Genomic DNA, 12156 nt, shown 5'->3' with positions numbered 1-12156 from the left:
CAATCATATTGATACAATTACGTGACCCACCACCTCAAAGGTCGTAAATTCCACGGAATTTTTGCTCTAAATAGTCAAGTAACGGTACTTCTGAAGGGATTTCCCCAGTCGCATGTGTGATTGTATCAATCGGCGAACGCAAACCACCGAATTGTTGTAGGTTCGCACGCAACCAATGCGTAGCAGCGGACGTATCACCCCGCGCCAAATCATCATCCAAGTTAGGTACTGCTTTGCGTAAAGCTACATTCAGACAGCCTGCATAAACATTGCCAAGCGTATAGGTCGGGAAATACCCGAACAATCCTTCGGACCAATGCACATCCTGCAGTACACCATTGGATGGTTTATCGACTTCATATCCAAAATCAGCAGCAAAACGATCATTCCATGCGGCCTCAAGATCATTGACGGCTAGGTCGCCTGAAATCAGTGCGCGCTCCAAATCAAAGCGCAGCAATACGTGCAGGTTATACTGGACCTCGTCCGCCTCGGTCCGGATAAAGCCGTTATTGACCCGGTTCACCGTCGCAAAGAATGAATCTTCGTCCGGAATACCAAAATCACCAAAGCTTTCACGCATCTGGCCATAAAGCCAACCGGTAAACGCACGACTGCGCCCCAATTGGTTTTCGTAAATACGGCTTTGACTTTCATGAACGCCCATCGAGACGCCCGCGCCCAATGGCGTTAACAGATGTTGACCATCAATCCCCTGTTCATAGGCCGCGTGACCGACTTCGTGGATTGTTGAATAAAAACAATTGAACGGGTCTGTGGGATTCGTACGTGTCGTAATCCGTACATCCATTCCAGAACCCGACGAAAATGGATGCACCGCCTTATCAATGCGCCCATTATTCAGCGTATATCCAAAGGCAAGCGCTAGCTTTTCCGACAGTGCTAGCTGCGCGGCCTCGTCAAAATTGCCTGACAGCTCTTGGGGTGCGTCGCTATCGAGAATCGCAGCACGTAACGCAACCAATCGCGGACGAAGCGCGTCAAACATCGCGCCAATGCTGGCGCCTGTTGCACCCGCTTCATAGTCATCCAAAAGCGCGTCATATGGATCTGCATTCCCCGCAACGGCTGCCGCTTCTTCCTTGCGTAAATCGACAACTTTTTGCAGCACGGGCAAAAAACCTGTGACATTTTCATCTGCACGGCACTGCGCCCAAGTCCGATGTGCAAGCGATGTCGTTTTTGCCAGCTCTGCAGCCAACTTAGCTGGGACTTTGGTCGTGCGTTCAAAGTTTCGTTGAATATGACGCAAATTAGCAGCAGAAACATCATCAAGCGCTTCAGCGGCTGCCAGCCAATCGCCAACACGTGGATCAATCCGGCGCGCATGTAAAACATTCGCCATCGCGCCATGTTCTTCGGCGCGTTGCGGCGTCGCACCTTCCGGCATCATTGTTTCTTGATCCCAACCGAGACGACCTGCGACTTGCCCCAAGGCTTCTGTCTCACGTTGGAATTGCATCAAGTCATCATATGCGGTCATGTTGTCAGCCTCGGACAGATTGAGAAATTGGATATTGCGCCAAGAAACGGCCACGGAGGATCAGCGCCCAAAGGGCGACAGCACCGATCTGGTGTACAATGGCAATATGCCACGGCGCTGAATAAATAACGGTAAAGATGCCTAAAACCATTTGCAGAAACATCATCCCAAATACGCCATGGAATGCCGCCCGAATTTTACGGTTCGCGGATTTGCGCGCGCGTAAGAACACGAACAGGCCATAAGCAAATAACGTGTACCCAGCCATGCGGTGCATGAACTGAACCAGACCGTCATTTTCGAAAAAGTTGCGCCATATTGGTGTAATGTCCAGTGGATTTGGCGGAAGAAAACCACCCGCCATAAGCGGCCAGTCAGGGTATCCCCGGCCGGCATCGATACCCGCAACCAGCGCGCCAAGGATAATCTGGATAAACGCCAACCCAACAAGAAACGTCGACAGGCGCACCATACCTAAGTCGGCACTTCGACGGGCTTGCAGCAAATCAGACTGCGAACGCCCCAACAGTAACGCATAAACGAAGATCATTCCGACAATGACAAACGCCAACCCTAGATGGGTTGCCAATCGATATGATGCGACGTCCAACATGCCTTCACCAAGGCCCGAAGACACCATCCACCAGCCAATTGCACCCTGCACACCAATCAAGGCACCAATACCGAACAAGCGCCTAGTCCAACCGGTCGGGACCTTGCGCATCGCAACAAAGACTACGAAACCGACAGCCCATACCAACCCTATCAAACGACCAAGCTGGCGATGCCCCCATTCCCACCAGTAGATAGATTTGAACTCGGAAAGCGACATGCCCTTGTTTTGCAACTGGTATTCGGGAATTTGCTGATACTTTGCGAATTCTTCCGCCCAAGCGGCCTCGCCCATCGGTGGCACGGCCCCTGTGACGGGCTTCCATTCAGTAATTGATAGGCCACTATCCGTCAGACGGGTCAAACCGCCAACGGCAATCATAACGACGACCATCACCAAAAGGGCTAACAACCACGCGCGAACGCCGCCACGCGCACCCTGCCCGGCGCGATCAATCGCCCCCGGCGCTGCGACTTGCTTTGGGGTATCTCCGACTTCTTCGAAAATTGAACGCTTTGTTGCCATTATGGCCTCCGGATATGTCTTGAATTGGAAACTAGGGCTGTGACATGGCCTCTGCAAGCGGCAGGATGCCGCAAGACCACGTAGGGTGGATCTTGATCCACCTACCCCCGTTCTTTCCAGCGCACCATTTGGCGCATAACACCATGTAGCATCTGCACATCAGCACGCGTCAGCGGCATACGCGACCAAAGGTTACGCAGGTTCACCTTCATGCTCGCGGCCTTATGTTCTGGGTAAAAGAACCCCGCATCGTCAAGACGTTGCTCATAGTGTTCGCTCAGCTTTTCAATCTCGACCTGCTCAGCCCATTCACCAACTGCGGAATTGGTCACATCGTCAGTTGGTACTGCCTCGCGGCGCCATTCATAACCCGTTAACAATACACATTGCGCAAGGTTCAGTGAGGCGAATTCTGGATTAACAGGCACTGAAATAATTGCATTCGCCCGCGCAATATCGTCGTTTTCCATGCCCGCACGTTCCGGACCAAACAACACTGCGACCTTACCGCCCGCAGCAATACGTGCGCGCGCATCTTTCATGGCAGCCTCGGGTGTGAAAATCGGCTTTGTTAAATCACGCGGGCGCGCAGTTGTCGCATATACGAAATCGCAGTCACCAATGGCGCTCGGTGTATCCTCAAACAACTGCGCCTCATCAAGCAATCGTCCCGCACCGCTGGCCATGACAACGGCTTTTTGATTTGGCCATCCATCACGTGGGTCAACGATCCGCATGCGGTCCAGCCCAAAATTCCACATTGCGCGCGCTGCCGCACCAATGTTTTCACCCATCTGTGGGCGGATCAAGACAAAAGCAGGTTGCGGATCAGAGCTTGGCATCGGACTTCCTTTGATATCGGCTGGCGTGATACGACGGCGCGTATCGCAACGCAAGGAAACCCTATGGCTTGGGCGTGCGTTGATTATGACTGAGAGCCTAACCGAAGCCATAGCCAAGCGTCACAAACCCAGCTAGAACGCCATGAACCAAGATTAATTCGGAACACACGCCCATGTCAGACGCCGTTGAACAGCCACAAATCTACCTGATCACCCCATCAGAGTTCGATCTGTCAACCTACCCAGACCAACTTGCGGCATGCCTCGATAGCACCGAAGTTGCCTGTGTACGCCTTGCGATTGGCACGAAAGATGAAACTCGGATCGGTAAAGCCGCCGACGCCCTTCGCGAAGTCACACATGCCCGTGATGTGGCGCTTGTGATCGATAGCCATATTATGATGGTTGAACGGCTTGGCCTTGATGGCATACACCTGCTGGACGCGGCCAAATCAGTCATCAAGACGCGCAAAGAACTGGGCGAAGACGCGATCGTCGGCACGTTCTGTGGCACATCCAGCCACGAAGGGATGTCTGCCGGAGAAATGGGTGCTGATTACGTTAGCTTTGGCCCCATTGGAAAATCCACGCTGGGCGCAGGTGAACAAGCAGGTCTTGATTTGTTCGAATGGTGGTCAATGATGATCGAAGTACCGGTCGTCGCAGAAGGCGCATTGGATATTGAACTTATTCGCGCGCTTGCGCCGCACACAGATTTCTTTGGTATCGGAGAAGAAATCTGGCGTTCAGAAAATCCGGCGAAGGCCCTATCCGATCTGCGTCTTGCTATGGCGGTCTAGACCCGCGCGCACCGTATTTTCCAGCGTTTTAGCCAAAGCCTTACGGTCTTCGAAATCGCTAAGCTGAACTGGCGGGTGGTAGACAACAGTCACACCACCTTGATGTTTTGCAGCCAATGTCGATAGCAAATGTGGGCCAAAATCCATATCCCCCCACCAGCCGTAAAACCGCGCGTCTTCTCCGGTTGGGGCATGATAGATGACAGTTACAGCTTGCACCGACAATTGATCACGTAGGGCTGGGTCAAAGAATGCCGCAAATAGCGTCGGTTTAAATGGTAAAACCTGCAGTCCATCTGTCGATGTGCCCTCGGGAAAAAACAACAACCTGTGCCCGACGGCAAGGCGTTCTTTGAACATTGCGACCTGCTCTGCAGCGGCAGTACGCGACCGTTTAATAAACAACGTCCCTGTTGCCCGCGCAAGCCAACCAATGCCGGGCCAGGCCGACACTTCTTTCTTTGCAACGAAATAGATCCGTTTGCGCGCATTCAGCGCAAAAATATCAAGCCATGACGCATGGTTCGCGACCACTGCGCCTCCGTTTTTCATGGGGATACCAACACTGTTGAACCGGATGCCAAGCAAAACAAATGCACCACGACACACGAATTGCGTAATATATGGGGTCACAGGCCGACCTAACCCACAAATGGGGCGTTCAATCAGCCGGACAAACAGTAACACAACCAATCCACCAAATACCAAAACGATCAACGGCACGGCACGGGCAATAACCCGCAGCCATCCTGCCCAGCCGATATGTAATCGGGGCGGCATATCAGTGCTTGTCCATGCGTTAGACACGGGAATTGCCTTTAGCATAGAAATTGCTCTGCAAAGTAGAGACCCTATCTGCTGCCAAAATCAAACAAATATCGATGGTATTGAATGCATGATCAACAAACGCGCCATCGCCGACAGCCCCGCCAAGTCGCAAATACGCTTTGATCAATGCCGGTGTATCACGCATCGCTAAAACCCGGTCGATCTGATCTTCCGGCAGCAGATTCATCAACGCGGCATTGGGTCCTGTTGCTGTGACGCGTAATTCGGTTGGCGCGAGATGCCGATGATAGAGCAAGCTCAGCGGTCCCGCCAAAGCCTGCGTATCGGTGCCGTGAAATGATGCGGCGCCAAACATGACATCAATCTTCTCGCGGTGCACGTAATCCGCAAGCGCGCACCACAGATGCATCATCGCCGTTCCGCCACGATAATCTGGGTGCAAACACGATCGACCCAATTCGAGCAATCGCTTGCCGCTTGCCTTTAGCACAGACAGATCAAATTCATCTTCGCAGTAAAACTGGCCTGCATCTACAGCCCGGTCTTCGGTCAACAAACGATAAACTCCGACAACCTGATCTTCTGCCGGGCGCGCAAGATCACGTAGCAATAGATGGACTGCAAAAAGGTCAAAGCTATCTTTTTCAAGCTGGGCGTCATGATCCACCATATCACCGCCACCCCCCAATTCACGCACGAACACGTCGTAGCGCAGACGCTGCGCAGCTTGGATGTCATCATGAGACTGAGCCAACGAAATCTGAAACTGTGGTGCGTGGTAAGACATATATATCTGTGTCAGAGCCTCTGGCTTAGATCGCGGTTTCTACTGCGGCATTAACGATTTGACAACCATTGTGACGATACGTCTAAACAACGGACTTTAACTATTGATCAACCAAGATGAGACCCAGTCGTGCCCCATCAATCACAACCTTGCCTTCTTCACGAAAGTTTACCGTAATTTTCCCGCCAACGTTTGACTGTACCTGCCCCACGCCCCAATCTGGCTGGGTAGGATTACGTACCAACATTCCCGGTTCTAAAATGGCATTCATGCCTATCATTCAACTTCCCTCCAAAAGGAGACCGCGCCATGCAACCAGATCTGGCCGCACTTGTGGGTTCACGTATTTGCCACGACCTTATCAGCCCTATTGGGGCAATCGGCAATGGGGTTGAACTTTTGACGTTAACCAGCGGCAACACAGCTCCCGAAATGTCGTTGATTAACGACAGCGTAGAAAATGCCAACGCTCGAATCAGATTATTCAGAATTGCATTTGGTGCTGCGGCCGATGGCCAACGCATCAGCAGCACCGAGATACGCAGCATTCTCGCAGCAATATCGCAAGGGGGTCGCAACACTTTTCATTGGGATATCCAAGGTGATCAGCAACGACGCTGTGTGCGATCAGCGCTGTTGGTCTTGCTTTGCTTTGAAACTGCGCTTCCTGTTGGCGGTGACGTGGTCATCAAGCAGGACGGGGATGCTTGGTTCTTTGAAGCTCGTGCAAAACGCGTGAACTTTGACGCCGATCTATGGGGTAGTATTACCGCCCCCAATACCAACCTTGTTCACACTGCCGCGCAGGTCCAATTTGCGCTGTTGCCAACGGCCCTTGCTGAGGCAGATCGCCAGCTTACTTTCACCGCTGGCGATACCATGCTCAACGCGCAGTTTTAGCTACGCACCGTTCCGTCACCTGTCACAAGGTATTTGAAGCTGGTTAGCTGTACTGCACCAACAGGACCACGTGCATGCAGTTTGCCAGTCGCAATCCCAATCTCAGCACCCATTCCAAATTCACCGCCATCCGCAAATTGGGTCGACGCATTGCGCATCAAGATCGCGCTATCAAGGTCACGGAAAAACTGATCGGCGACACTATCATCTTCTGCAATGATCGCATCCGTGTGATTTGAACCGAATTCGCGGATGTGTGCAATCGCACCATTGATGCCATCCACGGTTTTCGCCGCGATAATCATGTCCAAGAACTCATGTCCAAAGTCATCAGGCTTTGCCTGAACTGTGCCTGCTGTTTCAGCGAGCGTACCAGACGCGCGCACCTCAACCCCAGCATCCAAAAGGTCGCGGGTTAAAACATCCCCGTGTTTGTCGAAAAACGCCTGATCGACCAATAAACATTCCGCCGATCCACAAATCCCAGTCCGACGTGTTTTAGCATTAATCAAAACCGCACGTGCTTTTGCTAAGTCGGCGCTTGCATCAACGTAGATGTGGCAAATACCTTCTAGGTGGGCGAACACCGGCACGCGGGCCTCGCGCTGAACTAATCCAACAAGCCCCTTACCACCGCGCGGTACGATCACATCGATATAATCTGTCGCTTGAATCATTGCAGAGACGGCAGCGCGGTCGCGTGTTGGGATCAATTGAATTGACGCCTCTGGCAGACCAGCGGCCTTAAGCCCAGCAACCAGACAGGCATGAATCGCTTGGCTTGAATGAAAGCTTTCAGAGCCGCCGCGCAACACCACGGCATTGCCAGATTTCAAGCAAAGTGCACCAGCATCTGCCGTCACATTCGGACGGCTTTCATAAATCACACCGATCACTCCAATCGGGGTACGCACACGTTTAATGTTCAGACCAGTCGGCTGGGTCCATTCTTCGGTGACGGCACCGATAGGATCATCTTGGCCAGCAATCGCACGCAAGCCAGACACAATTCCTGCAATCCGATCTTCGTTCAACATCAAACGATCCATCATAGATGGCGACAGCCCTTTGTCCGCCCCAAAAGCCATGTCCTGTTTGTTCGCCGCAATAATTACATCACGCTGATCCCAAACGGCATCTGCAGCGGCATTCAGCGCCTTTTCTTTCGACGCCGCCGGAGCAGTTGCAAGCACGGTAGCCGCAGCGCGGGCAGCCGCGCCAATTTCGGTCATCATCGTCGCGATTTGCGTTTGCTCGTTCATTTTTAGACCTCTTAAAGCACCATATCATCACGGTGCACCAATGCAGATCGACCTTCATAGCCTAATACTGCTGAAATTTCACCTGACCGGCAGCCCATTATCTGGCGTGCTTCTGCTGCTGTGTAGCGGGTCAAACCCTGCCCCAATTGCACGCCCTGCGCATCCATAATTGCCACAACATCCCCACGTCCAAAACGCCCGGACACTTGTGTAACACCCGCAGGTAATAGACTATTTCCGCGCTTCAACGCTGTCTTTGCACCATCATCTATGCTGATCGTACCAGCCGCCTTCATCGAAGCGATCCAACGCTTGCGGGCCGCTTGCGGATCTGTTTGTGCGGAGAACCAAGTCGTACGCGCACCATTTTCTAATGCAGCCAGCGGACTGGTTTCGGTCCCTAAGGCAATGGCCATAGCGCAACCTGCCTCAGTCGCCATACGGGCCGCCATGATCTTTGTAATCATACCTCCCTTAGAAAGACCAGAGCCGACGTCACCCGCCATATCTTCAATTTCAGGCGTTATTTTTTGAACAATATCAATGTGGTTCGCGTCGACGTTAAGGCGCGGATTGGCGGTATACAAACCATCGACATCGGACAAAAGTATTAGCTGATCAGCACCAATCGTTACAGCGACCTGAGCAGCCAACCGGTCATTGTCACCGTATCGAATTTCGTCCGTCGCAATCGTATCGTTCTCGTTCACGATGGGTGTTACGCCTAGCGAAAGCATGGTTTCCATCGTCGCCCGGCTATTCAAATAGCGACGGCGATCATGAGAATCTTCAAGAGTAACAAGCACTTGCCCTGCGATAATGCCGTGAAGCGCGAGCGCCTCTTCATAGGCGCGTGCAAGGCGAATTTGGCCGACTGCTGCCGCAGCTTGTGATTGCTCTAGTGGTAGTGCGGCGGCAGGCAATCCTAACACGCCACGACCTAAAGCGATTGAACCTGACGACACCAACACAACATCTGTGCCACGTGCACGAATACGCGCCACATCAGAAGCCAATGACGTTAGCCATTTATCCCGCAGCGCACCGGTATCTGCATCAACCAGCAATGCAGATCCGATTTTAACAACAAGCCGCTTTGCTTCGGTTAAGGCTGCCATGGGGCGTCCTCTTCCGCTTCCTCCGCAGCTTTTCGATGGCGCAGACGGTTATCGTCGATTTCTGAACGCAAGGCGCGCAGAACTTCGGGAATACCTTCGCGGCTTACACCAGACATCAGCAACACAGGACCGGCGGCAACGGCCTCAATCTCTTCTTTCAAGAACGCACGTTCTTCGTCGTCTAGCGCGTCGATCTTGTTCAGAACCGTAATCCGAGGCTTTTCAGCCAATTCACCGCCATAGGCTTCGAGTTCGCCAATAATCGTCGTCAGGTCACCAGCTGGATCACCCGAAGTGCCATCAATCAAATGCAACAATACCGCGCAGCGTTCAACATGGCTTAGGAACGTATCGCCCAAACCACGTCCTTCGGATGCACCGGCAATCAAACCGGGGATATCGGCAACAACGAATTCGACTTCATCAATTCCAACAACACCAAGGTTTGGGATCAATGTCGTAAACGGGTAATCGGCCACTTTGGGGCGCGCATTAGACGTCGCCGAAAGGAATGTCGACTTACCCGCATTAGGCATCCCCAGCAAACCAACGTCAGCGATCAGTTTGAGCCGCAGCCAGATTGTTCGCTCAATGGATTCTTGGCCGGGGTTCGACCGACGCGGGGCTTGGTTCGTGGCAGACTTAAAGTGCAAGTTACCCCAGCCACCATTACCACCTTTGGCGATAATAATGCGTTGGCCTACCTCAGTCAGGTCGGCAATAACGGTTTCTTCGTCTTCGTCGATGATTTCAGTACCAACAGGAACACGTAAAACCTTGTCATCACCGTCTTTACCAGTCCGCTGACTGCCCATACCGTGCTGGCCATTGCCCGCAAAGAAATGCTGCTGATAACGAAAGTCGATCAGCGTGTTCAGGCCGTCGACAGCCTCGACGATCACATCACCGCCGTTACCGCCGTCACCACCGTCTGGGCCACCGTATTCAATGAATTTTTCACGGCGGAAAGAAATACAGCCACCACCACCGGCGCCGGATCGTATATAGACCTTTGCGAGATCAAGAAATTTCATAGGTTTTGCTTTCCGCGCTGTTCAGATGTGCCGATAGTCTATTGTGCGTCACACCTCAAGCGGTGCCAGACATCGCGCGATAGACTATAATAGTGTGACGACGTGTCTTCACCACGGGCAAGAGCATGTTCGATACCATCCGCCGTCTTGGTAAACCCAAGTTTCGTTAAGACCCGCCTTGATCCAGCATTGTCGCCCCAAATACTCGCGGTAATTTCTTGTAGTACAGGCTCGCGAAACCCGTGATTAATCGCAGTACGTGCCATCGCGGTCACGATACCCCGCCCCCAATATTCGCGGGCAAGAAGATACCCAAGCTCGCCCTCAGTGACCGCAACCATTCCAATGAGTTTAGGAGCAAATAACCCCCAAACGAACCCAACACCTTTATAAGTGGTACAACGCGATTCAGTAAAGCGATACTGCGGCGGCCAAGGCCAGCTTCCCATTTGACGGACGACGTCCCAGTCACTGACAATCGCATGCAATGCATCCGTGTCCTCAGAGCGCAGATCGCGATATGTTAGATTATCCATTCATCTGGCCCCACCGTGCGCGGCTCAATTTCACAACTCGGGAATCAACATTTGCACCGCGCGAGACAGAGAATTGAACCTTTGCCCCAACATCCACAAATCCGAGCTTTTCCAAAACACGACGCGAACCATGGTTCCCAACGAAATAGCTGGAATTGATCTCGGTTTCTTCAGAATCCGAGAAATGAAAACTGAGGACCGAATGCACAGCTTCGGTCATAATCCCCTGCCCCCAACACGACGGTACAAGCCAGTAGCCAAGGCCTTTACCGGTTGAAACGACACCAATAAACGCGTCATCTTTTGTGATAACCCAAAGATTACCTAGTTCGCCTGCCAAATCCATCTGAAGGAAGGTTTCGGCATCGGACCATGTGTATGGATGCGGCACCACAACCAACCACTGAGATATCTCGTAATCGCCAGCGTATCGCAGCACATCTTCAAGATCTTTAGAGGTAAGCGCACGCAAGACAAGCCGTTGCGTGCGCAAGATTGGGACGGTCATTACTCTACCTTAAGCGTATATGTCCATGTGGGAACCGTAGCATTACGCGCGACAGAAAACGCCTCTGCATCACCAAGATAATCGAAACCGCAATTCGTCAGCACGCGGGCGGAACCAGGGTTGTCTTGAAAGGCTTCGGCAAACACACGTTCAGATTTATGCGGGTTGGCAGCGATAAGAGCGCGGACAGCCTCTGACGCCAAGCCAGTGTTCCAGAACGCAGGTGCTATCCAATAAAAAATTTCGGATTGCTGGCGGTCCATCCGCTCAAGACTAATCAGACCCAAAGCCTCTACATGGCCTTGCGCTGATCCGTCGATAACCCAAATATCCTCTGTCCGATCTGGCTGCCCTGCACGATCAATCATGGCTTCGATGGTACCGGGCGGCAACGGATGCGGAATGCTACGCGTGCCACGCGCGACGCGTTCGTCGGCAGCGTACATCGCAATCAAGCCTGCATCAGACTTGCGGCAAGGGCGCAGAACAAAGCGCTCTGCGGTTATTGCATCTTGAACTGTAATCTCTTCATGAATCATAGCTTTCCCTCCTCGAAAACATGATCACCCCGAGGCACGTCTAAAATCATAACGTGGCAAGAGTATGAATAAAAAAAGGGACCGGCTATCGCCGATCCCCTGAAATTTGCTACCTGAGGTAATCGGCTTATTCAGCGGCCTCCGCCACTGGGAGAACCGAAATAAAGGTACGGCCCTTGAGGCCTTTGTGGAACTGTACGTTGCCTTCGACGGTTGCAAAGATCGTGTGATCCTTACCCATGCCAACGCCTGCGCCTGGCCACATCTTTGTGCCACGCTGACGCATGATGATGTTGCCAGGAATGACAACTTCGCCACCGAATTTCTTAACGCCAAGACGACGACCAGCTGAGTCGCGTCCGTTACGGGATGAACCGCCTGCTTTTTTATGTGCCATTG

At 52.5% G+C, this 12156-nt stretch carries 15 protein-coding genes; 2 read left to right on the top strand and 13 right to left on the bottom strand.

The genetic code is table 11. The features are described from left to right. Positions 1-34: 34 nt before the first annotated feature. From CLV80_RS16425 to CLV80_RS16415, 3 genes are all read right to left on the bottom strand, one after another. A complete protein-coding gene (locus tag CLV80_RS16425) occupies positions 35-1504 on the bottom strand; it encodes a carboxypeptidase M32 (protein WP_106359030.1) in 1470 nt (489 codons plus the stop codon). A gap of 4 nt (positions 1505-1508) precedes the next feature. Beyond that, complete coding sequence (gene ctaA, locus CLV80_RS16420) at positions 1509-2642, bottom strand: heme A synthase (RefSeq protein ID WP_106359029.1); 1134 nt, start codon at positions 2640-2642, stop codon at positions 1509-1511. Between the two features lie 101 nt (positions 2643-2743). Next, positions 2744-3484, bottom strand: coding sequence for an RNA methyltransferase (locus tag CLV80_RS16415; RefSeq protein WP_106359028.1), 741 nt, complete (start codon positions 3482-3484; stop codon positions 2744-2746). Positions 3485-3657: 173 nt separating this feature from the next. Between CLV80_RS16415 and CLV80_RS16410 the strand changes: the two genes are divergently transcribed. Continuing rightward, complete coding sequence (locus CLV80_RS16410) at positions 3658-4284, top strand: thiamine phosphate synthase (RefSeq protein ID WP_106359027.1); 627 nt, start codon at positions 3658-3660, stop codon at positions 4282-4284. Here the strand turns inward: CLV80_RS16410 and olsA are convergent. From olsA to CLV80_RS16395, 3 genes are all read right to left on the bottom strand, one after another. Continuing rightward, positions 4252-5109, bottom strand: a complete 858-nt coding sequence (gene olsA / locus CLV80_RS16405; protein ID WP_106359026.1) for a lyso-ornithine lipid O-acyltransferase — start codon at positions 5107-5109, stop codon at positions 4252-4254. The genes CLV80_RS16410 and olsA overlap by 33 nt on opposite strands. Next, complete coding sequence (gene olsB / locus CLV80_RS16400; protein ID WP_106359025.1) at positions 5084-5860, bottom strand: L-ornithine N(alpha)-acyltransferase; 777 nt, start codon at positions 5858-5860, stop codon at positions 5084-5086. The genes olsA and olsB overlap by 26 nt, the downstream gene beginning before the upstream one ends. A gap of 100 nt (positions 5861-5960) precedes the next feature. Beyond that, positions 5961-6140, bottom strand: coding sequence for a DUF3553 domain-containing protein (locus CLV80_RS16395; protein ID WP_106359024.1), 180 nt, complete (start codon positions 6138-6140; stop codon positions 5961-5963). Between the two features lie 29 nt (positions 6141-6169). On the opposite strand from CLV80_RS16395, the gene CLV80_RS16390 reads away from it, so the two are divergent. Beyond that, on the top strand, positions 6170-6760 hold the full coding sequence (locus CLV80_RS16390) for a histidine phosphotransferase family protein (RefSeq protein WP_106359023.1): 591 nt from the start codon (positions 6170-6172) through the stop codon (positions 6758-6760). Here CLV80_RS16390 and CLV80_RS16385 read toward each other — a convergent pair. The 7 genes from CLV80_RS16385 to rpmA all read right to left on the bottom strand — a co-directional run bounded on the left by CLV80_RS16385 (position 6757) and on the right by rpmA (position 12154). Next, a complete protein-coding gene (locus tag CLV80_RS16385; RefSeq protein ID WP_106359022.1) occupies positions 6757-8022 on the bottom strand; it encodes a glutamate-5-semialdehyde dehydrogenase in 1266 nt (421 codons plus the stop codon). The genes CLV80_RS16390 and CLV80_RS16385 overlap by 4 nt on opposite strands. An 11-nt stretch (positions 8023-8033) precedes the next feature. Then, on the bottom strand, positions 8034-9140 hold the full coding sequence (proB, locus tag CLV80_RS16380; protein WP_106359021.1) for a glutamate 5-kinase: 1107 nt from the start codon (positions 9138-9140) through the stop codon (positions 8034-8036). Further along, positions 9128-10174, bottom strand: a complete 1047-nt coding sequence (gene obgE / locus CLV80_RS16375; protein ID WP_106359020.1) for a GTPase ObgE — start codon at positions 10172-10174, stop codon at positions 9128-9130. The genes proB and obgE overlap by 13 nt, the downstream gene beginning before the upstream one ends. A 38-nt stretch (positions 10175-10212) precedes the next feature. After that, entirely contained in the window at positions 10213-10710 is a 498-nt protein-coding gene (locus CLV80_RS16370) for a GNAT family N-acetyltransferase (protein WP_106359019.1), read from the bottom strand. After that, complete coding sequence (locus tag CLV80_RS16365; RefSeq protein WP_106359018.1) at positions 10703-11218, bottom strand: GNAT family N-acetyltransferase; 516 nt, start codon at positions 11216-11218, stop codon at positions 10703-10705. Before CLV80_RS16365 ends, CLV80_RS16370 begins: the two co-directional genes overlap by 8 nt. Continuing rightward, positions 11218-11757 carry a GNAT family N-acetyltransferase gene (locus tag CLV80_RS16360; RefSeq protein WP_106359017.1) on the bottom strand — a complete coding sequence of 180 codons (540 nt, stop codon included), beginning with the start codon at positions 11755-11757 and terminating at the stop codon, positions 11218-11220. Before CLV80_RS16360 ends, CLV80_RS16365 begins: the two co-directional genes overlap by 1 nt. Before the next feature lie 127 nt (positions 11758-11884). Then, entirely contained in the window at positions 11885-12154 is a 270-nt protein-coding gene (gene rpmA / locus CLV80_RS16355) for a 50S ribosomal protein L27 (protein ID WP_056031912.1), read from the bottom strand. Positions 12155-12156 lie beyond the last annotated feature (2 nt).

The sequence above is a fragment of the Yoonia maritima genome, assembly GCF_003003285.1.
GTDB classification, from domain to species: domain Bacteria; phylum Pseudomonadota; class Alphaproteobacteria; order Rhodobacterales; family Rhodobacteraceae; genus Yoonia; species Yoonia maritima.
The sequence above is the reverse complement of the archived record's forward strand: the minus strand, read 5'-3'. Positions and strand labels throughout refer to the sequence as shown.

Coding starts and splice junctions, on each gene's coding strand:
- olsA (WP_106359026.1), bottom strand. CDS start 5,109: ATGCTAAAGGCAATTCCCGTGTCTAACGCATGGACAAGCACTGATATG.
- CLV80_RS16365 (WP_106359018.1), bottom strand. CDS start 11,218: ATGACCGTCCCAATCTTGCGCACGCAACGGCTTGTCTTGCGTGCGCTT.
- CLV80_RS16410 (WP_106359027.1), top strand. CDS start 3,658: ATGTCAGACGCCGTTGAACAGCCACAAATCTACCTGATCACCCCATCA.
- rpmA (WP_056031912.1), bottom strand. CDS start 12,154: ATGGCACATAAAAAAGCAGGCGGTTCATCCCGTAACGGACGCGACTCA.
- olsB (WP_106359025.1), bottom strand. CDS start 5,860: ATGTCTTACCACGCACCACAGTTTCAGATTTCGTTGGCTCAGTCTCAT.
- proB (WP_106359021.1), bottom strand. CDS start 9,140: ATGGCAGCCTTAACCGAAGCAAAGCGGCTTGTTGTTAAAATCGGATCT.
- obgE (WP_106359020.1), bottom strand. CDS start 10,174: ATGAAATTTCTTGATCTCGCAAAGGTCTATATACGATCCGGCGCCGGT.
- CLV80_RS16415 (WP_106359028.1), bottom strand. CDS start 3,484: ATGCCAAGCTCTGATCCGCAACCTGCTTTTGTCTTGATCCGCCCACAG.
- CLV80_RS16360 (WP_106359017.1), bottom strand. CDS start 11,757: ATGATTCATGAAGAGATTACAGTTCAAGATGCAATAACCGCAGAGCGC.
- ctaA (WP_106359029.1), bottom strand. CDS start 2,642: ATGGCAACAAAGCGTTCAATTTTCGAAGAAGTCGGAGATACCCCAAAG.
- CLV80_RS16425 (WP_106359030.1), bottom strand. CDS start 1,504: ATGACCGCATATGATGACTTGATGCAATTCCAACGTGAGACAGAAGCC.
- CLV80_RS16370 (WP_106359019.1), bottom strand. CDS start 10,710: ATGGATAATCTAACATATCGCGATCTGCGCTCTGAGGACACGGATGCA.
- CLV80_RS16395 (WP_106359024.1), bottom strand. CDS start 6,140: ATGATAGGCATGAATGCCATTTTAGAACCGGGAATGTTGGTACGTAAT.
- CLV80_RS16385 (WP_106359022.1), bottom strand. CDS start 8,022: ATGAACGAGCAAACGCAAATCGCGACGATGATGACCGAAATTGGCGCG.
- CLV80_RS16390 (WP_106359023.1), top strand. CDS start 6,170: ATGCAACCAGATCTGGCCGCACTTGTGGGTTCACGTATTTGCCACGAC.